The sequence below is a fragment of the Streptomyces violens genome (genome assembly GCF_000717745.1).
GTDB lineage: Bacteria > Actinomycetota > Actinomycetes > Streptomycetales > Streptomycetaceae > Streptomyces > Streptomyces violens.
The window spans coordinates 94,067-115,016 of sequence record NZ_JOBH01000001.1; the positions used below are offsets into that span (position 1 = coordinate 94,067).

General features: G+C 71.0%; 19 protein-coding genes. 8 read left to right on the top strand and 11 right to left on the bottom strand.

All coding sequences use genetic code 11. The annotated features are described in order from the left end of the window. Positions 1 to 27 precede the first annotated feature (27 nt). The 3 genes from IF04_RS0100430 to IF04_RS0100440 are packed head-to-tail and all read left to right on the top strand — an operon-like array spanning position 28 to position 1,894. Entirely contained in the window at positions 28 to 666 is a 639-nt protein-coding gene (locus tag IF04_RS0100430) for a bifunctional 4-hydroxy-2-oxoglutarate aldolase/2-dehydro-3-deoxy-phosphogluconate aldolase (protein ID WP_030249073.1), read from the top strand. Next, complete coding sequence (locus IF04_RS0100435) at positions 663 to 1,637, top strand: sugar kinase (protein WP_030249076.1); 975 nt, start codon at positions 663 to 665, stop codon at positions 1,635 to 1,637. Before IF04_RS0100430 ends, IF04_RS0100435 begins: the two co-directional genes overlap by 4 nt. A gap of 47 nt (positions 1,638 to 1,684) precedes the next feature. Then, positions 1,685 to 1,894, top strand: a complete 210-nt coding sequence (locus tag IF04_RS0100440) for an FmdB family zinc ribbon protein (protein ID WP_030249078.1) — start codon at positions 1,685 to 1,687, stop codon at positions 1,892 to 1,894. Between the two features lie 16 nt (positions 1,895 to 1,910). Here IF04_RS0100440 and IF04_RS0100445 read toward each other — a convergent pair whose 3' ends face one another. Genes IF04_RS0100445 through IF04_RS0100455 form a run of 3 tightly spaced genes read right to left on the bottom strand, consistent with a single transcriptional unit; the run spans position 1,911 to position 6,356 of the window. Then, positions 1,911 to 2,717 (bottom strand): HAD family hydrolase, encoded by an 807-nt coding sequence (locus IF04_RS0100445; protein WP_030249081.1) that lies wholly within the window; start codon positions 2,715 to 2,717, stop codon positions 1,911 to 1,913. Then, the gene (locus IF04_RS0100450) at positions 2,714 to 5,176 is read right to left on the bottom strand and encodes a phosphoribosyltransferase (RefSeq protein WP_030249084.1); all 2,463 of its coding nucleotides are present in this window, start codon (positions 5,174 to 5,176) and stop codon (positions 2,714 to 2,716) included. Before IF04_RS0100450 ends, IF04_RS0100445 begins: the two co-directional genes overlap by 4 nt. Then, positions 5,169 to 6,356 (bottom strand): HpcH/HpaI aldolase/citrate lyase family protein, encoded by a 1,188-nt coding sequence (locus tag IF04_RS0100455; protein WP_030249086.1) that lies wholly within the window; start codon positions 6,354 to 6,356, stop codon positions 5,169 to 5,171. Before IF04_RS0100455 ends, IF04_RS0100450 begins: the two co-directional genes overlap by 8 nt. Before the next feature lie 239 nt (positions 6,357 to 6,595). On the opposite strand from IF04_RS0100455, the gene IF04_RS0100460 reads away from it, so the two are divergent. After that, positions 6,596 to 7,657 (top strand): TerD family protein, encoded by a 1,062-nt coding sequence (locus IF04_RS0100460; protein ID WP_030249090.1) that lies wholly within the window; start codon positions 6,596 to 6,598, stop codon positions 7,655 to 7,657. A 67-nt stretch (positions 7,658 to 7,724) separates the two neighbouring features. Here IF04_RS0100460 and IF04_RS0100465 read toward each other — a convergent pair whose 3' ends face one another. The 6 genes from IF04_RS0100465 to IF04_RS0100490 all read right to left on the bottom strand — a co-directional run bounded on the left by IF04_RS0100465 (position 7,725) and on the right by IF04_RS0100490 (position 12,213). Beyond that, positions 7,725 to 8,459: a TerD family protein gene (locus tag IF04_RS0100465; RefSeq protein WP_030249093.1), complete on the bottom strand. Its 735-nt coding sequence runs from the start codon at positions 8,457 to 8,459 to the stop codon at positions 7,725 to 7,727. Between the two features lie 103 nt (positions 8,460 to 8,562). Next, a complete protein-coding gene (locus IF04_RS0100470; RefSeq protein ID WP_030249097.1) occupies positions 8,563 to 9,696 on the bottom strand; it encodes a DUF475 domain-containing protein in 1,134 nt (377 codons plus the stop codon). A gap of 54 nt (positions 9,697 to 9,750) precedes the next feature. Then, positions 9,751 to 10,326, bottom strand: coding sequence for a TerD family protein (locus IF04_RS0100475; protein WP_030249100.1), 576 nt, complete (start codon positions 10,324 to 10,326; stop codon positions 9,751 to 9,753). 100 nt (positions 10,327 to 10,426) lie between these two features. Then, positions 10,427 to 11,002: a TerD family protein gene (locus tag IF04_RS0100480; RefSeq protein WP_030249103.1), complete on the bottom strand. Its 576-nt coding sequence runs from the start codon at positions 11,000 to 11,002 to the stop codon at positions 10,427 to 10,429. Positions 11,003 to 11,153: 151 nt separating this feature from the next. Then, on the bottom strand, positions 11,154 to 11,612 hold the full coding sequence (locus tag IF04_RS0100485) for a peroxiredoxin (RefSeq protein ID WP_030249107.1): 459 nt from the start codon (positions 11,610 to 11,612) through the stop codon (positions 11,154 to 11,156). Between the two features lie 160 nt (positions 11,613 to 11,772). Continuing rightward, complete coding sequence (locus IF04_RS0100490; protein WP_030249110.1) at positions 11,773 to 12,213, bottom strand: DUF3052 domain-containing protein; 441 nt, start codon at positions 12,211 to 12,213, stop codon at positions 11,773 to 11,775. 527 nt (positions 12,214 to 12,740) lie between these two features. Here IF04_RS0100490 and aceE point away from each other — a divergent pair. After that, positions 12,741 to 15,473 (top strand): pyruvate dehydrogenase (acetyl-transferring), homodimeric type, encoded by a 2,733-nt coding sequence (gene aceE, locus IF04_RS0100495; RefSeq protein WP_030249113.1) that lies wholly within the window; start codon positions 12,741 to 12,743, stop codon positions 15,471 to 15,473. Positions 15,474 to 15,554: 81 nt separating this feature from the next. On the opposite strand, the gene IF04_RS0100500 is transcribed toward aceE, so the two are convergent. Both IF04_RS0100500 and IF04_RS0100505 read right to left on the bottom strand, forming a co-directional pair. Next, complete coding sequence (locus IF04_RS0100500) at positions 15,555 to 15,911, bottom strand: peptidase inhibitor family I36 protein (protein WP_030249117.1); 357 nt, start codon at positions 15,909 to 15,911, stop codon at positions 15,555 to 15,557. A 192-nt stretch (positions 15,912 to 16,103) separates the two neighbouring features. After that, a complete protein-coding gene (locus IF04_RS0100505; protein WP_030249119.1) occupies positions 16,104 to 17,705 on the bottom strand; it encodes an MFS transporter in 1,602 nt (533 codons plus the stop codon). Positions 17,706 to 17,818: 113 nt separating this feature from the next. Between IF04_RS0100505 and IF04_RS0100510 the strand changes: the two genes are divergently transcribed. The 3 genes from IF04_RS0100510 (at position 17,819) to IF04_RS0100520 (ending at position 20,889) form a co-directional block, all read left to right on the top strand. Beyond that, positions 17,819 to 18,484 carry a TetR family transcriptional regulator gene (locus tag IF04_RS0100510; RefSeq protein ID WP_245654227.1) on the top strand — a complete coding sequence of 222 codons (666 nt, stop codon included), beginning with the start codon at positions 17,819 to 17,821 and terminating at the stop codon, positions 18,482 to 18,484. Between the two features lie 145 nt (positions 18,485 to 18,629). Next, positions 18,630 to 19,844, top strand: a complete 1,215-nt coding sequence (locus IF04_RS0100515) for an alpha/beta hydrolase (protein ID WP_030249125.1) — start codon at positions 18,630 to 18,632, stop codon at positions 19,842 to 19,844. A gap of 148 nt (positions 19,845 to 19,992) precedes the next feature. Then, the gene (locus IF04_RS0100520) at positions 19,993 to 20,889 is read left to right on the top strand and encodes a DUF4429 domain-containing protein (protein ID WP_030249128.1); all 897 of its coding nucleotides are present in this window, start codon (positions 19,993 to 19,995) and stop codon (positions 20,887 to 20,889) included. The last annotated feature ends 61 nt before the right edge of the window (positions 20,890 to 20,950 follow it).

Here is a 20,950-nt window from a genome sequence, read left to right on the forward strand (position 1 = left end):
GCTCACGCCGCACCCACCGGGAGAACCATGGACTTCAGCGCAGCGCTCCGGGCCGGACGGCTCGTCGCCATCATCCGCGGCAAGGACCCCGAGGCGTCCTTCCGTACGGTCATGACCCTCGCCGAGGAGGGCGTGCGGCTCGTCGAGGTCTCGCTCAGCGGTACGGACGCGCTCGGCGTCATCCGGCGGGCCCGGCAGGAGCTGGGGCCGGACGCGTGGCTGGGCGCGGGCACGGTCACCACCGCGGAGGACGTCGAGCGGGCCGCCGAGGCCGGCGCGAACCTGGCGGTCACGCCGGGGCTGGGCGCCGGCGTGGACGAGTGCGTGCGCCGCGGGCTGCCGGTGGCGGCCGGGGTGCTGACGCCGACCGAGGTGATCGCGGCCCAGGCGGCGGGCGCGACGGCGCTGAAGCTCTTCCCGGCGTCGTTCGGCGGCCCCGCGTATCTCAAGGCACTGCGGGCGCCCTTCCCGGAGCTGCCGTTCGTGCCGGTGGGCGGCGTGGACGCGGCGGCGGCCCGCGCGTACCTGGCCGCGGGCGCGGTGGCGGTGGGCGTCGGCTCGCCGCTCATCGGGGACGCGGCGGACGGCGGCGACCTGAGCGCGCTGCGCCGGCGGACCGCCGACTTCCTGGAGGTCTGCGCCGAGGGCGCGGAGGGGCTGGCGTGAGCGGTACGGACGCGGCCGGGGCGGAGATACTCACCCTCGGCGAGACCATGGTCGCGCTGCGCGGCAGCGGGCCGCTGAAGCTGGGCGGCACGATGCAGGTGTCCGTCGCGGGCGCCGAGAGCAACGTCGCCATCGGCCTGGCCCGGCTCGGGCACCCGGTGCGCTGGGCGGGCGCGGTCGGCGACGACGAGGCCGGACAGCTCGTGCTGCGGACGCTGCGGGCCGAGGGCGTGGACGTCTCGGGCGCGTCGACGGACGACGGCGGCGCGCCGACGGGGCTGCTCATGTTCGAGCCGCGGCTGCCCGAGGTGACGCGGGTGCACTACTACCGGGCGGGCTCGGCCGGTTCTCGGCTGCGCGCGGACGCTGTGGAGCGGGCGTTCGCGGCCGCACCGCCGCGCGTACTGCACCTCACCGGCATCACCCCCGCACTGGGCCCCGACGCGCGTGGAGCGGCCGAACGCGCCCTGCGGCTGGCCCGCGCGCACGGCAGCACTGTCTGCCTCGACGTGAACTTCCGGTCCCGGCTGTGGAGCGCGGAGGCGGCGGCCGAGGTGCTGAGCGCCTGGGTGCCGTCCGTGGACGTACTGATCGCTTCGGAGGACGAGCTGCCGCTGTGCCTGCCGGACAGCCCTTCCGCGACGGCCTCGCAGGCCGAGCTGCTCCTGAAGGCGGGCGTCAGCGAGGTGGTGGTGAAGCTCGGCGCCGCGGGGGCCACGGCGTACACGGCCGACGGGCCGCTGCACGCGCCCGCGAAGGCCGTACGTGCCGTGGACGCGGTCGGCGCGGGCGACGCCTTCGTGGCCGGTTACCTCTCGGCCCTGCTGGACGGCGAGCCGGTGGCCGGGCGGCTGGAGCGCGCGGTCACCACGGGCGCGTTCGCGGTCGCCTCGCCCGGTGACTGGGAGGGCGCCCCGACCCGCGCCGAGCTGGGCATGCTGGGCGCGGCGCCGGGCACGGTCGTGCGCTGAGGCCGGTGTCCGGGCGGGGCCCCGGCCGCTCGCCGTATTCTTTGGCCATGCCCCGATACGAGTACCGCTGCCGTTCCTGCGAGACGACCTTCGAGGTCAGCCGCCCGATGGCCGAGTCCGCCGCGCCCGCGCCCTGCCCCGAGGGCCACGCCGACACGGTGAAGCTGCTGTCGGCCGTGGCGGTCGGCGGTACGGCCGCGGCACCGGCCCCGAGCGGGGGCGGCGGCGGCTGCTGCGGGGGCGGCTGCTGCGGCTGACGCCGCCGCGGCGCGCTCAGCCGCCCAGGCCCGCCAGGAACGCCCGTACGATCTCCTCCCCCGCCGCCACGCCGCGCTCCTCCAGCGCCGTGACGTGCGGGGCCGCCCACCCCGCGTCCGCCAGCTCGCCGTGGCCCGGACGCCAGCCGTGGTCGGCGGCCAGCAGCAGATCGGCGTCCAGGAGCGAGTCGCCGGCCGCCAGGATCGTTTCGGCACTCGTACGGCGGGCGATTTCCCGGACCGCCGCGCTCTTGGTCAGCGGCTTCGGTACGGCGTAGATCTTGCGACCCTGGAGGGACACCGCCCAGCCGCGGCCGTCCGCCCAGTCCGCGAGATCCTTCACCCAGGTCTCGGGCAGGCGCTCCCGGTCGACGACGAGATACGCGAACAGATCCTCGGCGATACGCTCCTTCAGCAGCCAGGACGGGTCGGCGGCGGCCAGCAGATGAGCGCGTACCTCCGTCAGCGATGCGCATTCGGCGGCCAGCCGGGCGGCGACCGTCCGCTGCCAGTCGCGGTCCGACTCGCCGTCGACGAGCAGATGCCCACCGTTGGCACACACCGCGAACTCGGGGGCAGGGCCCGGCAGATGGATGCGCCCGTACTGCTCGCGGGTGCGGGTGGTGGCCGGTACGAAGGTCCCGGACCGCGCCAGGTCCTCCAGCAGCCCGGCCGCGGTCTCGGTCATGTACGACAGCGGCTTCTGCCCGTACACCTCGACACACAGCAGGCGCGGCGCCCGCGCATCGGGCATGGTCAGCGCGAGCGCGGCCGCGGAGTAGATCAGCGTACGGTCGAGATCACTGGCTATCAGGGTGTTCACTGCGCGGCCACCGCCCTGCCGTCGGCGCCGGTCGCGCCGCGGGTGTAGCGCGGGTGGATCAGTCCGACGCAGCTGTACGGCAGGCCGTCGGTCTCCTCCACCGGGACGCCGCGCTGCTCGGCCAGCAGCCGTATGTGTTCCAGGTCCGCGCCCGCGCCCTTGCGCGCGAGGATCTTCCAGGGCACGCGGCGCAGCAGGACGCGGGTGGTCTCGCCGACGCCCGGCTTCACGAGGTTGACGTCGTGGATGCCGTACTCCTCGCTGATCCGCTCCACCGCTGCCCAGCCCTCCCAGGTGGGCGCGCGGTCGGCGGCGAGCAGCGCCGCGGCGTCGGCGCGGGCGTCCGCCGCGACCTCGTCGAAGCGGGCCGCAATCGTGTCGAGGAAGTGCCGCGAGACGTCCGTGTCCGCCAGCTCGCGGTAGAACTTCGCGCCGTGGAAGTCGTCCGGGCCCACCAGGTCGGCGCGGAGCACCGTACGGGATATCAGGCCGGAGACCGTGGAGTTCAGGCAGGCGGAGGGGATGAGGAAGTCGTCGCGGGTGCCGTAGGTGTCCACGCAGCCGCCGGGGTCGGCGAGCACCGCGATCCGCGGGTCGAAGGCCGCGCCGGGGAAGTCCCGGAGCGCCTGCGCCAGTTCGCGGGTGATCGCGCCCTTGCCGGTCCAGCCGTCGACGAAGACCACGTCGGCCGGGTCGTGGTGGGCGGCGAGCCAGCGCAGCGCGGTGGTGTCGATGCCGCGGCCGCGGACGATCGATATGGCGTAATGCGGCAGGTCGAGGCCGTGTGCGTGCTGTGCCCAGCGGCGCATCAGGACGCCGACGGGGGTGCCGGCGCGGGCGAGGGAGACCAGGACCGGGCGGGGTGACCGCTCGGCGAGCACCGTTTCGGTGACGGCGCCGACGGCCCGCGCGATGCGGGCCGCCGAGGTCTCCAGCGCGGCGCGGAAGAGCGCTTGGTACTCCGCGCTGGGCTGGTACTCCACCGGCAGCGACTCGGCGTAGTGCGCGCCGCCGCGCTGGATCGCCTCCTCGCGCTCCTCGGTGGGGGCTTCGAGGGTGACGTCGGAGAGGTCCTGGAGCAGCCAGCCGACGTCCTCGGGGGCGTACGAGGAGAAGGCGGGACCGCGCAGCGGTCCGGCGCCCGGTCTGTACGCGGGGACGACGCCGAGCAGGACCTGGTCCGTGTGCGCGGCGAGGGAGGCCAGCAGGCCGCCCGGCGCGTGCAGTTCGGGGGTGTCGCCGGCCGAGTCGACCAGCGCGACGACCGCGTCGAAGCGGCGGCCGGGGTCCGTGCCGGGCGCGACGTTGTACGCGTACCGCTCGCCCGGGCCGTCCGCCGGGCGGTCGTGCGCCGGGAAGGCGAGCTTCGTACGGATCGCGTACCCGGGGTCGTCCACGGCGAGCACCGGGGAGCGCGTCGTGGTGGAGAAGCGGACCTCGGCGGGCAGCGCCTCGTCCAGCGCGCAGGCCAGCCGCAGCGGCGCGTACATCAGCTCTTCGTTGCCGAGGACGAGAACGCGGGCCTCCTCGCGGAGCCCGCGCTCGCCCAGCGCGGCGGCGATCCGGGCCGCCATGCCGGGCAGTGCGGCCTCCAGCCGGGCGCGGTGCTCCGGGGTGAAGCCGTGCCGTCCGCCGTCCGGGAGATCTGCGGGCCACTCCAGGGCGACCCGGGCAGCCCCGGACCGGGCGGCGGGGACAGTGGGAGCGGGCTCCGTGCCGTACTCCGCCACCAGCGCCTGGCCGCGCTCCAGTACGTCCGCCGGGAGCGCGGCCGTGCCGGCGGCCAGCGCGACCAGGTCGACGCGCGCCCCCAGCTCGGCGGCGAACTTCTCCAGGTGGGCGCGGTCCGCCGCGGAGCGCATGTCGGTCAGGGCCACGATCACGTACCGCGGGCGGGGGTAACGGGCGTGCAGGGCCGCGATGGTGTTGAGGACCGTGCGCCCGGTGGAGAACTCGTCGTCGACCAGGACCAGCGGGCCGTCCCCGGTGAGCAGGGCGCGGTCCTCGGGGAGCAGCAGATGCGAGGTGGCGTGGCTGTGCTCCTCCTCGAAGCCGCCGGCCTGCTCGACACCGGGCACGGGGCGCCGGGTGGAGTGGATGTACGTCGCGAGCGCCAGGCCGTCGGCGACGCTGTGCCCGAGTCCGGTGGCGGTCTCGGCGTACCCGAGGACCACGGCCCGCGCGGCGGCCTCGTCGCCCAGCAGCGCGCGGACCCGGCGGCCGAGGCCGTGCCCCGCTTCGTACACCACGGCGGGCCGCTGCGGCACGTGCTTGCCGAGCACCTGCGACACGAGCAGATGGGCCCGCTTGGGGTTGCGCCGCAGCGCGAGCCCCAGCAGCTCGGACAGCCCGTCCGCGCCGTTCAGTTCGACCCCTAGCCGCTCCGCGACCCATGTGCCGGTCCACACCACTGTGCTGTTCCTCTTCTCAGGCGTGTTCTCAGGCGTGCTCTCAGGCATGCGGCACGCTCGCCGCCAGCAGTTCCACGAAGCTGACGCCCTCGCGCGCCACGCCGAAGACCTCGGCGCGCAGCAGCGTGCGCTCCGCCCAGGCGCGGTGCGGCTTCACCTCGTTCATCTTGTTCGTGTAGGCGGAGCGCAGGACGCCGCCGCCGTCGCGCTCGGGGCGCAGGATGTCGGCCGCGTCGCTGAACTCCTCGTGGCTGACGACCGACAGGGCGTGCACCGGAGGGACGTGCGAGGGGTGGATGCAGGTCTTGCCCTGCAGGCCGTTCGCCCGGTCCAGCTCGATCTCGCGCAGCAGGCCGTCCATGGCGTGCTCGATGAGGGACGTGCGCAGCTCCTCGGCGCGGCCCCGGAAGGGGCTCTGCCGCAGCTGCGGCTTGAACATCCGCTCGTGCAGCCGGAAGTACTCCCAGACCGGCCCGGTGACCGTGAAGCCGCTGCCGTCCGCACGCCCCAGGACGTTGACGACATCGGCGATCACGGACGCGACGATCCGTACGTCGTACGCGGTCATGTCCGGCGCGCGGCGCAGGCCGTACGCCGAGCAGAAGTCCGTGACGCCGAGGCGCAGCGCGAGGACGCGGTCGCGGTAGGCGTCGACGGTGCGGGCGATGCCCTGCAGGGTCTCCGTACGGCTCTCCAGGTGGAGCAGCTCGGGGGACTCCAGCACCGGCATCGCGAACAGCCGCCGACCGCAGGCCGCTTCGGCGGTGGCGAGGGCCTCCAGGAACGGCACGCCGCGCAGCGCGGTGAACTTCGGCAGCACGAATCCGGAGAGCAGCCGGACGGCCGGGCCGAGCCGCCGGACCAGGTCCGGTATCTGGTCGGGGGTGCGGACGCGGACGAAGAGAAGGGGAAGCGGACTTTCAGCTTCTTTGGTGTTCTTGGCTGTCATTTCGGCCAGCTCGGTGAACTGCCGTACGAGATTCTCCTCGCCGGCCGCCACGTCGCCGTCGCCGATGGAGTCCTCCAGGCACAGCACCATCGACACGACGCCGCGCGCGGCCTGCTTGAGCACGTCGGCGGCGAGCTGTGGCCTGGTCGCGGGGCTGTAGAGGGTGGCGCCGAGCGCGACGGCGAGCAGCCGCTGCGGGGAGTCGGCGGTGAACTCCGTGGGCTCTTGGTGGAACAGCGTCGCGCGGAGGCCCGGCGGCAGGTGTCCGAAATGACGCATACAACTCCCCGAGTGCGGGCGGGATTCGGCCACCCCTGCGGTGCTTTCCCCGGCTTCCGGTGTCTGGATCCGGTCGGTAATCGTACGTGTGGACCCCTATGGAAAGTTCCCACGCAGGTGAAATTCACGTGTCACGCGCCCGGCGGGAGGGGGCCGCGCGCCGGGCCGGAGCCGCCGTTTCGCCGCGCAGGCGCGCCCCCGCGTTGTCCGTCGCCCCGCTCAGCAGGCAGGATGACGTCATGACGCACGCCATGCAGAAGGGGTCGAACGTACCCCTGGACGCCACTGCCGTACGCGCCGTCCTGCGCTGGACGCCGGGCACGGGAGTGCCCGACGTGGACGCCTCCGCACTGCTGCTGGGCGCCGACGGACGGGTGCGCTCGGACGCGGACTTCGTGTTCTACAACCAGCCGCGGCACCCCAGCGGGGCGGTGCGTCATCTCCCCAAGAAGCGGCTGCCCGACGCGCTGACCGACACCGTCGAGGCGGATCTCGCGGCGCTGGACCCGTCGGTGGACCGGGTGGTGGTGGCCGCGTCCTCGGACGGCGACCCGTTCGGGCAGGTACCGGATCTACGAGTGGTGCTGTACGACGCGACCGGGAGCGACGGGGAACCACTGGCAGTGTTCGAGGTGGAGCCGGAGACCGGCGACGAGACCGCGCTGATCTGCGGCGAGCTGTACCGGCGGGCGGACGCCTGGAAGTTCCGCGCGCTGGGCCAGGGGTACGACAGCGGCCTGGTGGGGCTGGCGACCGAGTTCGGGATCTCGGTGGACGACGGCGAGGACGCGGCGGACGACGCCGCTGAGCCCCTCGGCGCCGCACAGGGGACCGACGGGGCGACGGTGGCGCGGGGAGCCGTGCCGGGCGCCGACGACGCGACGCAGGCGGTGCCCGGGCCGCCGTCGGCCGGCTCCGAGGACGTCACGCGTGCCGTGCCGGAGCCGGTGCCGTTCCCCGAACCGGCCGCCGGGGTCACGGAGCCCGTCGCCGCGGCGTTCGCGCCGCCGACGCAGCCCACCGGCGCTCCGGCGCCCGGCCCGGGCGGCTACGGCTACCCGGAGAACGTGCCCCCGCCGCCGCCCATGCCGCCCGGCCCGCCCGCGTACGGCTATCCGGGCCCGCAGCCGGGCCCCGGCCAGGCACAGCCCGGCTACGGCTACCCGCAGCAGCAGACCGCGGCCACCGGCTACGGCTACCCGCCGCCCGCGCCCGCACCCGGTGGACAGCCCACCGGTCCGGTGCCGGAGCACGGGCCGCTGGTACTGCCGCCGCAGGGACCCCAGTTCCAGCGCCGCTGAGGCAGGGCGGACGCGGCACGGCGCGCGCCGCCCGCCCGCTTCACGTGCGGGCGGGCGCGCCCGGCGTTCACACCTGGCTCTTGTAGCCGCGCCCCCACTGCAGGCCCCAGCCGTACAGCCGGTCCAGCTCGGCCTGGAAGCCGTAGACGTACTTCACCTCGCGGCGCACGGTCAGCTCGCCCTTGACGTTCTCCAGCATGAAGACCGCGCACGAACGGGCCTGCGGCGCCCGCTCGTCCAGGCCGATCTCCACCCGCGGCCCGCTGCTCGGGTAGAGCGTGATGATGGCGTGCGTGCGGTCGAAGGCGGGAGTGCCGTCGTAGATGTAGACGAAGATCAGCAGGCGCTTGAACTCGTCCTGGTGGTCGAGGTTGATGTAGAGCGTCTCGCCCGACCCCGAGCCGAACCGGTCGTCGCCGCTGAGCTGGACGTACGGCGGGCTGTTGAGCTCGCCGAGGAAGTTGCCCAGCGGCTGTACGACACCCTTCGTGCCGTCCTTGAGCTCGTACATGCACGCCAGGTCGAGGTCGATCTTCACGACCGCCGGCCCCTGCGCCTGCACCACTTCGGGCTTGAAGATCCGGCCCGGATGCCGCCACAGGCTCTGCCGCTTGTTGGCGTACTCCGCGAAGTCCGTGGTGCGCATCTGCCAGGAGAGGTTGACCCGGAGGTTACCGCTGGCGGCGCCCTGTTTGGTCAGCGAGACCACGGGATCGCGTTTGGTCAGTTTGACGACGTACGACGCCCCGCCGTTGTCGAACTGCGGCGCTCCGCCGCGTCGCCAGTTCCCCAAGAACGACACTTCGCCCCACCCCATAGATCACACCGGATACAGCCGCGGGGCGGCCGGAGGCATCGTGCCTCGTGGCCGCCCCGCAGAGAAGCGTTCCTCAATCAGACCGGGGTCACACCCCCGAGCTGACCTCGGGTTTCGAAGAAGATCCCGCACTCGGCGGCCCTTCGGTCCGATTCTTGCGTACCGAGGAGAAGAAGGACAGCGCGATCAGGAGGACGCCGATCCCGCCCGTGATGACCTCGTTGATCTCGTACTTGATGGTGACGAGGAGGAGCACCGCCAGCGCGCCGATGGCGTAGTGCGCGCCGTGCTCCAGGTAGACGTACTCGTCCAGGGTGCCCCTGTTGACGAGGAAGACGGTCAGCGACCGGATGTACATCGCGCCGATGCCCAGACCCAGCGCCATCTCGAAGATGTCGTTGGTGATGGCGAAGGCGCCGATGACGCCGTCGAAGGAGAAGGACGCGTCGATGACCTCGAGGTAGAGGAACATGAAGAACGCAGCCTTGCCGGCCAGGCCGACGACCGCGCCGTTGCCGCTCTTCTTGGCGGGCGCGGTCTCCGCGCCCTCGTCCGCGTCTTCCTCGGCGTCCTCCAGCTTGTTCTCGAAGTAGCCGGAGATGCCGCCGACGAGGAGGTACGTGAGCAGGCCTGCGACGCCGGAGAGCAGCACCGTGGCGCTCTTGTCACCGGCACCGTGCGCCGCGTTGGTGGCCACGGTCATGGCCGTGACCAGCAGCACGACCAGCGCGACGATGATCGAGAGGGTCTCGAGCCTGCCGAGCTTGGCCAGCGGCTTCTCCAGCCAGGTCAGCCACTTGTGCTCCCGCTCCTCGAAGATGAAGTCGAGGAAGATCATGAGCAGGAACATGCCGCCGAAGGACGCGATGGCCGGGTGGGCGGCGGTGACGAGATGCTCGTACTGCGCCTTGTCGTTGATGGCGAGGTTGACGGCCTCGATCGGGCCCAGCTTGGCCGTGACGGCCACGATGACGACCGGGAAGACCAGCCGCATGCCGAACACGGCGATCAGGATGCCGATGGTCAGGAAGATCTTCTGCCAGAAGGCATTCATCTTCCGCAGGATGCCCGCATTGATGACGGCGTTGTCGAACGAGAGCGAGATCTCCAGGATCGAGAGGATCCCGACGATCGCGAGCCCCCGCCACCCCCAGAGGACGCCGGCCAAGGCCAAGCCCGCCACCGTGACGGCGAATGACCAGCCAAAGGTTTTCAGGAGCACTTCCTACCCAATCCCTTGTTGTATGGGGTCCCCCGCGCACGGGCGGACGGCGCTTTACGAAACGTTGACCCCGAAGTCTAGAGCGATGCCTCGCAAGCCCGACGCGTACCCCTGCCCGACTGCCCTGAACTTCCACTCCCCGCCGTACCGGTAAACCTCACCGAAGATCATCGCGGTCTCCGTGGAGGCGTCCTCGCTGAGGTCGTAGCGCGCCAGCTCGGTGCCGTCGGCCTGGTTCACCACCCGGATGAAAGCGTTGCTGACCTGCCCGAAGCTCTGGCCGCGCGCATCGGCGTCATGGATCGAGACCGGGAAGACGATCTTTTCCACCCGGTCCGGGACCTTGGAGAGGTCCACGAGCAGCGACTCGTCGTCGCCCTCACCCTCGCCGGTGAGGTTGTCGCCAGTGTGCTCGACGGAGCCGTCCGGGCTCTTGAGGTTGTTGTAGAAGACGAAGTACTCGTCCCCGAGCACCCGGCCGCTGGTGCACAGCAGGGCGCTGGCGTCCAGGTCGAACGGCGCGCCGGTCGTGGAACGCGCGTCCCAGCCGAGGCCGACCATGACCTGCGTGAGATTGGGAGCGGCCTTCGAGAGGGAGACGTTTCCCCCCTTGGCGAGTGTGACGCTCATGTTCTTCGCTTCCTCCCCGGTGTCGGTGCTCTGCTCTCAAGCGCGCCCGGCGCCGCACTCCCCAGGGGGCGTACGGCGCCGGGCAAATGTGCGTCCTCGGTCAGACGTTCACGCCGAAGTCCTGCGCGATGCCGCGCAGGCCGGAGGCGTAACCCTGGCCGATGGCCCGGAACTTCCACTCCGCGCCGTTGCGGTACAGCTCGCCGAAGACCATGGCGGTCTCGGTCGAGGCGTCCTCGCTCAGGTCGTAGCGCGCAAGCTCGGTGCCGTCGGCCTGGTTCACCACGCGGATGAAGGCGTTGCGCACCTGGCCGAAGCTCTGCTGCCGGGTCTCGGCGTCGTAGATCGACACCGGGAACACGATCTTGGCGACATCGGCCGGCACACCGGCCAGATTCACCTTGATCTGCTCGTCGTCACCCTCGCCCTCACCGGTGATGTTGTCCCCGGTGTGCTCGACCGACCCGTCCGGGCTCTTCAGGTTGTTGAAGAACACGAAGTTCTGGTCGTTGCCGACCTTGCCCTGGTCGTTGGCCAGCAGCGCGCTGGCGTCGAGGTCGAAGTCGGTACCGGTGGTGGTACGCGCGTCCCAGCCCAGACCGACGATGACCGCGGTCAGATTGGGGGCTTCCTTCGTCAGCGAGACGTTGCCGCCCTTGCTGAGGCTGACTCCCACGAGTCCTCCCATAGTTCGAGGGGTACGCATTCGCCCCCGTCGTGCATGGCATCAGAACAACGAATTGATCCTAGTGACCGGTTCCCGCCGATGACGCGTTGTCGGCCCGGAGGGGTGTCGAATCAGCAGATGCCGGCTCGCAGGTGCCGATTCAGAGGGCGCCGAGTGCCTTGGCGTACTCGTTCAGGTCACGCGCGTCGGGCAGGCCGTTGACGACCGTCCAGCGGACCACGCCCTCCTTGTCGATGATGAAGGTGCCGCGCACCGCGCAGCCCTTCTCCTCGTCGAAGACGCCGTACGCGCGGGAAACCTCGCCGTGCGGCCAGAAGTCCGACAGCAGCGGGTACTCCAGGCCCTCCTGCTCGGCGAAGACGCGCAGCGAGAACGGGGAGTCATTCGAAACGGCGAGCAGCTGCACGTCGTCGTTGACGAACGTGGGCAGCTCGTCGCGCAGGGCGCACAGCTCGCCGGTGCACACGCCGGTGAAGGCGAAGGGGTAGAAGAGCAGCACGACGTTCTTCTCGCCGCGGAAGTCGGAGAGCTTGACGGTCTCCCCGTGCTGGTTCTTCAGCTCGAACTCCGGAGCCTTCGCGCCGACCTCGATCGCCATGGGTTCTGTTTCCCTTCGCAGGTGCTGGACAGATACCCGCCAACCCTACGTGGCGACCCTCGTCCGGAGACGCGTCGAGCCCCCTTCCGGACGGCCTTCCCGGGGCACGGGGGCCGGGGGAAAGCTGCGGAAGGGGGCTCGGGACGTGCCGGCGGACGGCTCAGCGCTTGCCGGACTTGGCGGTCTTCGGCGTGACCAGCCGGCTGCCGCTCCAGTCCTTGCCCGCGTTGATGCTCCTGGTCTGAGACAGACCCGCTGTTTGCGCGGCCTCGTTGATGTCGCTCGGCTCGATGTAGCCGTCACGGCCGGTCTTGGGCGTCATCAACCAGATCTCGCCGCCCTCATCGATCAGACCGATGGCATCCACCAGCGCGTCCGTGAGGTCGCCGTCGTCATCGCGGAACCACAGCACGACGACGTCGGCGACGTCGTCGTAGTCCTCGTCAACGATCTCCTGGCCGATCACGGCCTCAATGGCTTCACGGAGCTCCTGCTCGACGTCATCGTCGTAGCCGATCTCCTGGACCACCTGTCCGGGCTCGAACCCCAGCCTGACGGCCGGGTTGGTCCGCTCCTCCGCGTGGTCCGCGGTCGCGCTCACGGATTGCCTCCTGTCATGTCTTGTGGATATGCCATACCCCTCGCGCGTGCGCGGGGCATTGGGCGTAGTCCACACGGGCGGGGCGAATCGCGCAAGTACCCGGCCCTCCGGACCGCCAAAACGGTGACGGATACGGCCGTCTCGCCGCAACTGCGACCTCTTCTACCCCGTGCTGCGGTGATTCACGCCACAGCGTCGTGCCTGCCTTGTGGGGTACACGCGCGCGACCGGGCCCGGCGAGGGGCACGGACAGCCCGCATGCGGGTGTTCGATAACCGTACGGCCGGACGCCGGGGGCGCGCGACATGGGCGTATGGTTGCGATTTGGTCTCCCCGGGGGCGCGCCCGCGGGCGGCCGTCCACCAGGGGCGGTTACCAGCAGGTAGAGATGACGTATCCGCGTGCCTCGGTACACGATGGAAGACGGCGCGACACCAGCAGAGACAGAAATCTGACCTCGTACTCGGCACTGCATGGACCTCACATGCGCGCAAAGTACGACACGACCAGAACAGTGAAGGAACAGCGTGGCTTCCGGATCCGATCGCAACCCGATCATCATTGGCGGCCTTCCCAGCCAGGTCCCGGACTTCGATCCTGAAGAGACCCAGGAATGGCTCGACTCGCTCGACGCAGCCGTCGATGAGCGAGGCCGGGAACGTGCCCGCTACCTCATGCTCCGCCTCATCGAGCGGGCCCGCGAGAAGCGCGTGGCCGTGCCGGAGATGCGCAGCACGGACTACGTCAACACCATCGCGACCAAGGACGAGCCGTTCTTCCCCGGCAACGAGGAGATCGAGCGCAAGGTCCTGAACGCGACCCGCTGGAACGCGGCCGTCATGGTCTCCCGGGCCCAGCGTCCCGGTATCGGTGTCGGCGGCCACATCGCCACCTTCGCCTCCTCCGCCTCCCTGTACGACGTGGGCTTCAACCACTTCTTCCGGGGCAAGGACGACGGCAAGGGCGGCGACCAGATCTTCTTCCAGGGCCACGCCTCCCCCGGCGTGTACGCCCGCGCGTACCTCCTGGACCGGCTCAGCTCCGACCAGCTCGACGCCTTCCGCCAGGAGAAGTCCAAGGCCCCCAACGGCCTGTCCAGCTACCCGCACCCGCGGCTGATGCCGGACTTCTGGGAGTTCCCGACCGTCTCGATGGGCCTCGGCCCGCTCGGCGCGATCTACCAGGCCCGGATGAACCGCTACATGGAGGCGCGCGGCATCGCCGACACCTCCGACAGCCATGTGTGGGCGTTCCTCGGCGACGGCGAGATGGACGAGCCGGAGTCGCTCGGCCAGCTGTCCATCGCCGCGCGTGAGGGCCTGGACAACCTCACCTTCGTCGTCAACTGCAACCTGCAGCGCCTGGACGGTCCGGTCCGCGGCAACGGCAAGATCATGCAGGAGCTGGAGTCGCAGTTCCGCGGCGCCGGCTGGAACGTGATCAAGCTGGTCTGGGACCGCTCCTGGGACCCGCTGCTCGCCCAGGACCGCGACGGCGTGCTGGTCAACAAGCTGAACACCACGCCGGACGGCCAGTTCCAGACGTACGCCACCGAGACCGGTGCGTACATCCGCGAGCACTTCTTCGGTGACGACCACCGGCTGCGCAAGATGGTCGAGAACATGACCGACGACCAGATCCTGCACCTGGGCCGCGGCGGTCACGACCACAAGAAGATCTACGCGGCGTACGCGGCGGCCAAGGCGCACAAGGGCCAGCCGACCGTGATCCTCGCGCAGACCGTCAAGGGCTGGACGCTCGGCCCGAACTTCGAGGGCCGCAACGCGACCCACCAGATGAAGAAGCTGACGGTCGACGACCTGAAGATGTTCCGCGACCGGCTGCACCTGCCGATCCCGGACAAGGACCTGGAGGACGGCAACCCGCCGTACTACCACCCGGGCCGGGACTCCGAAGAGATCCAGTACATGCACGACCGCCGCAAGGCGAACGGCGGGTACGTCCCGACCCGTGTCGTGCGCGCGAAGCCGCTGCAGCTCCCGGGCGACAAGGCCTACGCGACCGCCAAGAAGGGCTCGGGCCAGCAGAAGATCGCCACGACCATGGCGTTCGTCCGCGTCCTGAAGGACCTGATGCGGGACAAGGAGATCGGCAAGCGCTTCGTGCCGATCGCGCCGGACGAGTACCGCACCTTCGGCATGGACGCGTTCTTCCCGACCTCGAAGATCTACAACCCGCTGGGCCAGATCTACGAGTCGGTCGACCGCGAGCTGCTGCTGGCGTACAAGGAGTCACCGACCGGCCAGATGCTGCACGACGGCATCACCGAGGCCGGCTGCACGGCGTCGCTGATCGCGGCGGGCTCGGCCTACGCCACGCACGGCGAGCCGCTGATCCCGGTGTACGTCTTCTACTCGATGTTCGGTTTCCAGCGGACCGGCGACCAGTTCTGGCAGATGGCCGACCAGCTGGCGCGCGGTTTCGTCCTGGGTGCGACCGCCGGCCGTACGACCCTGACCGGTGAGGGTCTGCAGCACGCCGACGGCCACTCCCAGCTGCTCGCCTCGACCAACCCGGCGTGCGTCGCCTACGACCCGGCCTACGGGTTCGAGATCGCGCACATCGTCCGGGACGGTCTGCGCCGCATGTACGGCGAGAACAGCGAGGACATCTTCTACTACCTCACGGTCTACAACGAGCCGATCGTCCACCCGGCCGAGCCGGAGGACGTGGACGTCGAGGGCATCCTCGCCGGTATCCACAAGGTCGCGACCGGCTCCGAGGGCTCCATCCCGGCGCAGATCATGGCGTCCGGCGTGGCCGTGCCGTGGGCGATCGAGGCCCAGAAGATCCTCGCCGAGGAGTGGAACGTCAAGGCGGACGTCTGGTCGGCGACCTCCTGGAACGAGCTGCGCCGCGAGGCCGTCGAGGTGGAGGAGCACAACCTCCTGCACCCGGAGGAGGAGCAGCGCGTCCCGTACGTGACGCGGAAGCTCTCCGGCTCCGAGGGTCCGTTCGTGGCCGTGTCCGACTGGATGCGTGCGGTTCCGGACCAGATCGCGCGCTGGGTGCCCGGTACGTACCAGTCGCTGGGTGCGGACGGCTTCGGCTTCGCCGACACCCGTGGCGCGGCGCGCCGCTTCTTCCACATCGACGCGCAGTCGATCGTGCTGGGCGTGCTCACCGAGCTCGCCAAGGAAGGCAAGATCGACCGCTCGGACCTGAAGAAGGCCGTGGACCGGTACCAGCTGCTGGACGTCTCGGCGGCGGAGGCCGGCGAGGCGGGCGGCGACGCGTAACCGCTCCGCGGTGGTTTTTCCGGTGTAAAGGGCCCGGGCAGCATGGCTGCCCGGGCCCTTCACCGTTCCGGCGGGCCGGACTCAGCGCTCCGCGATCTTGAACGCCCGTACCGCGTACGGCGAGTCCGGTACATACGTCCCGCCGCCCGGATACGTGTCGAACTCACCGGTCTCGGCGCACTCGGCGCTCTGGAAGGCGGTCACGGGCCGTCCCGTGCGGTTCACGAAGGAGCGCGCGGGGCGGCCGTCCGGCAGCGGCACACAGCTCTCGATGTCGGTGTCCGAGAGCTCATGGGTCTCGCGCGGCCCTTCGTACCCCGTCTTCGGCCAGAGACAGAGCTGCCCGGCGGCACAGCCCCCTGAGGCCGCGTCCGCGGCGAAGGGCGTGCTGAACAGTGCGGCCGTACCGAGCGCGGCCACGAGAAGTGTCGTACGCATGAGGGTCCCCCCGAATCGTGATCGTGTGACGATCGTTCCGGGGCCAAGCTGTCGGTCCCACCAGTACGTGGCGAACGCATCCGGGCCCCGCCCACCCGGATGAGGGAAGACGAGACCCGGAGATTGCCGCCCCTTCAGGGGCGCGGGGAACTGCGCGAGCAACCACAACGGCGCCGCACACGGGGCACCGGCCTAGATGTGTCCGACCCCCGCGCCCTCAGGCGCATTCGCACCGCGCTTGGTCAGGACCGCCACCGCCGCCGCGACAATCGCGACACCACAGGCGACCGTGAACGCGAGCCCCATGCCGGAGATGAACGTGTCGTGCGCGACCGCGGTGATCTTCTCGGCGAAGGGTGCCGGGGTGCCCTTGGGGACCGGCGCCATGCCGACGGCGACCGCGTCGGCGGCCTTGTCCAGCTGGGTCGCCGGGATGGGCGGCAGGTGCGCGGCGTTCCAGTTGTCCGGCAGTTCGCCGGTCACCCGGGAGGACATCACCGCGCCCAGTACGGCCGTACCGAGGCTGCCGCCGACCTGCATAGCGGCCTGCTGGAGGCCGCCCGCGACGCCGGAGAGCTCCATGGGCGCGTTGCCGACGATGACCTCGGTGGCACCGACCATGACGGGCGCGAGGCCGAGGCCCAGCAGGGCGAACCAGAGCGACATCGCGCCGGTACCGGTGCCGGTGTCCAGCGTGGACATGCCGTACATCGCGACGGCGGTGAGGACCATGCCGCCGACCAGCGGCACCCGCGGCCCGAACTTGGTGATCATGGCGCCGGCGAGCGGGGAGCCGACGATCATCATGCCGGTGAGCGGGAGCAGGTGCAGACCGCTGTCCACCGGGCTCATCCCGTGGACGTTCTGCAGGTAGAAGGTGACGAAGAACAGGCCGCCCATGAAGGCGAAGGCCATCAGCACCATCAGGACCGTGCCGGCGGTGAGCGGTACGGAGCGGAACATCCGCAGCGGGATGAGCGGCTCGCGGACCTTGGACTCCAGCACGGCGAAGAGCGCGAAGAGCACGATCGAGCCGATCAGGAAGCCCCAGGTCCTGGTGTCTCCCCAGCCCCACTCGCCCGCCTTGATGAGCGCCCAGATCAGGCAGAACATCGCGCCGGACAGCAGCACGATGCCGGGGATGTCGAACGAGCGCGGGGCGTTCTTCGCGCGGTGGTCCTTGAGAATCACCAGGCCGAGGAGGAGGGCCACGACGCCGACGGGCACGTTGATGAAGAAGACGGACTGCCAGTTGACGTGCTCGACGAGCAGGCCGCCGACGATCGGGCCGCCGGCGGTGGACGCGCCGATGACCATGCCCCAGATGCCGATGGCCATGTTGAGCTTCTCGGCCGGGAAGGTCGCGCGCAGCAGGCCGAGCGCGGCCGGCATCAGCAGCGCGCCGAAGAGGCCCTGCAGTACGCGGAAGACGATGACCAGCGACACCTCGCTGGACAGGCCGATGGCTCCGGAGGCGAGCGCGAAGCCGACCACGCCGATGAGGAAGGTCTGCCGGTGGCCGAAGCGGTCACCGAGCTTGCCGGCCGTGATCAGCGCGACGGCGAGCGCGAGGAGGTACCCGTTGGTGATCCATTGGACGTCGGCGAGCGAGGCGCCGAGGTCCTGCTGGATGGCGGGGTTGGCGATGGCGACGATGGTGCCGTCGAGCGCCACCATCATCACGCCGATCGCGACGGAGAAGAGGGTCAGCCAGGGATGGCCACGCAGGCCCCTGCGCGGTTCCGGGGTCGGTATGTCCGGTATCGCCTCGACTACCGGGGTCTGTGAGCTCATGCCCCGACAATAATGTCAGCCACTGACAGTTGACAAAGCGTTTCGTTCGTCAGTAACTGTCAGTTAGCTCACAGGTATCGTGAGCAGCAGTGATCCACCAAGGAGGGCGGCGCATGAGGGCCGAGATGACGCCGCGTGAGGGGCTGCGGTGCGGGCTGCGCGAGCGGAAGAAGCGGCGTACGCACGACGCGCTGATCCGCGCGGCGCTGGAGCTGTGCACGCAGCAGGGGTACGACCGCACGACGATCGACGAGATCGCCGAGGCGGTCGACGTCTCCCAGCGGACGTTCTTCCGGTACTTCACCACCAAGGAAGACGTGGTCTTCGCCGTCCAGGAGATAGTGGAGGCGCGCTTCCTGGAGGCCCTGCGGGCCCGCCCGGCCGCCGAGGCCCCGCTGGAGGCACTCCGCAACGCCGTCCTGCTGGCCTGGGACGACCTCGGTCAGGTGATCGAGTCGATCATCCCGGTCGAGCTGCACATGCGGACGTACCAGATGATCGAGTCGACACCCGCGCTGGTCGCCGCGCATCTGCGGCGCAGCTCCGACCTGGAGGAGCTGATCGCCACGGTCATCGCCCGGCGCGAGGGCCTGGACGTGGAGACCGACCCGCGGCCGCGCATCGTGGTGGCGGCGTTCAGCGGCGTGATGCGGCTGGCCGGGCGGCTGTGGGGCGAGGCCGGGGAGTGCAGCGTGGAGTCCATCCGCGCGACCACCGAGCAGCATCTGGACGGCATCGTTCCGGCGATCGCGGGCGAGTGGCGGAAAACCGCCCCTTAGCACGACCAGCTGAGCATGTCACCGCACGCGTGAGCAGGACAAATGGGCGCCAAGTGTCCGTTGTGACCCTAATGACCCACACTGAAACGTGAGTTGCCTCACCCAATCCACGGCCGCCGCACGCCGTCTCCTAGGCTGTCCCGCGGTGACTTCCTTCTCCGAGCTCGGCGCTCCCCCCGGTTTTCTGCAGTCCTCCGCCTGGCGTGCGGCACTCGCCCTGGTGGTGGTGTTCGTGATGCTCGCGGTGACCGGCTGGACGGGCATCAGAGGCACCAAGGGAGACACCAATCCGCTGGCCAGCTCGCGGGCCGCCTGGGCGGGGGCCACCTTCCACGGCCACCGGCTGCCCGACCCGGCCGCGGGACCGCACCGCATCGCCAAGTTCTTCGCCGGGCTGCGCAAGGCCGACCGGCTGCGGCTGGCCGACCGCTATCCGCTCGCCGTCGGCAACATGGCCGGCGCCCCCGCCACGCTGCGCTACCAGGCCAACCGCAAGGCCATGGACCAGGCGCGCGACGAGGCCGCGCGGCGCTCGCACGACGCGCGGCTGACACCGGAGGGGCGCCAGGACGCCGGCCGGCTGATGCACCGCCTCGACTCGATGATGCGGCCCGGGCGGCAGATCCTCTCCTTCGATCCGGCCGCCGGCGGCCGCGCCGCCGAGGTCTTCGGCGATCTCACGCACGCCCGCCGGGTGTCGGTCGTGGTGCCCGGCGTGGACACCAATCTGGTGAACTTCGAGCGGACCCAGCAGGCCGTCCGGGCCCCGGTGGGCATGGCGTCCTCGCTGTACGACGCGGAGCGCGCGGTGCGTCCCGACGCCCGCACCGCCGTGATCGCCTGGGCCGACTACACCGCGCCCGCCGGTGTCGGCGTGGACGCGGCGGCCGGCCAGATGGCACAGGCGGGCGCACAGCGCCTGGAGTCGATGATCGGCGCGCTGCCGACGGGCGCCGACGTCTCACTGTTCTGCCACAGCTACGGCTCTGTGGTGTGCGGGGTGGCGGCCCGCGAGCTGCCCTCCCGGGTCGGCGACATCGTGGTGGCGGGCAGCCCCGGCATGCGCGCCCGGAACACCGCCGCGCTGCACACCACCGCCCGGGTCTGGGCGATGCGGGACTCCGAGGACTGGATCCAGGACGTGCCGAACCTGGAGCTGGGCGGGCTGGGGCACGGCGCCGACCCGGTGGACCCGGCGTTCGGCTCCCGGGTGCTGTCCGCGGCGGGCGCGGACGGGCACGCGGGGTACTTCGCCCGCGGGACGCAGAGTCTGACCAACTTCGCTCTCGTCGGGGTCGGCGCGGTCGCGGGCGTGAGCTGCGCGACCGACGACGGGGACTGCGCGGCCGACCTGGCGTGAGGGCCGGCCCGGCACTGTACGGGACCGGCGAACGGCCGGCGCCGCGCAAACGGGCCGGACAACGAGGCCGGGGAACGGCGTGACGCGCGTAGCACGGTGCTGTACGGAAGGGGGACGGGCGGGCCGCCCGCCGCTTACGATGAACCGCATGGGTGATGTGCTGGCCGGTTTTCATGCCGTCTGGGAGTTCGACACGGACTCCGTGCTCATCCGCTTCGAACGGGGGATCCGCAAGCCCAAGCTGTTCCAGGCGCTCGGCGAGCGCCGCATCCCCTACGAAGCGCTGAGCTCGGTGCGGCTCTCGCGGGGCAGGCGCGGGACGGTGGTCCTGCATGCCCGGCCCCGGCCGGGCGCCGACCCGCTGATGGATGCCGCCGACGGCCAGCTCAAGGACGACGCCGACCCGTACCGCCTGGTGCTCCCCGCCGACCGCGCCGACCGGGCGGAGTACTACCGCGACCGGCTCACCGGCCTCCTCGGCCCGGACGCGGCCGCCGAGCAGCACCTCGTGGCGGCCCCGGAGCCGCCGCTGACCTTCAAGGCGTACGACGGCAAGGCGTCCTTCGACGGCAGCTCGGTGGCGTTCCGCTGGTTCTGGACCGGCGCCTCGTCCGCGAAGTGGAAGTCCGGTGACCAGAGCTTTCCGGTCGACGGGCTGTCCGGCGTGGTGTGGCGCTCCCCGGAGAACGGCAGCTCGGCGCCCACGCCGCCCGGCGCGTGGCACAACGGCTATCTGCGCCTGCTGGCGCACGGGGCCGAAGAGGAGAGCCGGGACGGCGCCGAACAGGACCCGGCCTCAGTGATCTTCGGCCTCGGCTACGGCCCGGTCCACGAGTCGCTGCCGTTCGCCGCGGCCGTCCTGCAGGCCGTACGGTCCGCGGGCCCGGCTCCCGCGCCCGCGCCGCAGTGCCGTCCCCTGGAGCCGCACCGCGGCCCCGCCGACATCGCCGACCGCATACGCCAGCTCGGCGAGCTGCACGACGCGGGGCTGCTGACGGACGCCGAATTCAGCGCGAAGAAGGCCGAGCTACTGGCGGAGCTGTAGGGCTTCGTACGGTGATGTGATGAGGCTCCGTACGGCGGCCTGATACCCGGGTATGACCTCG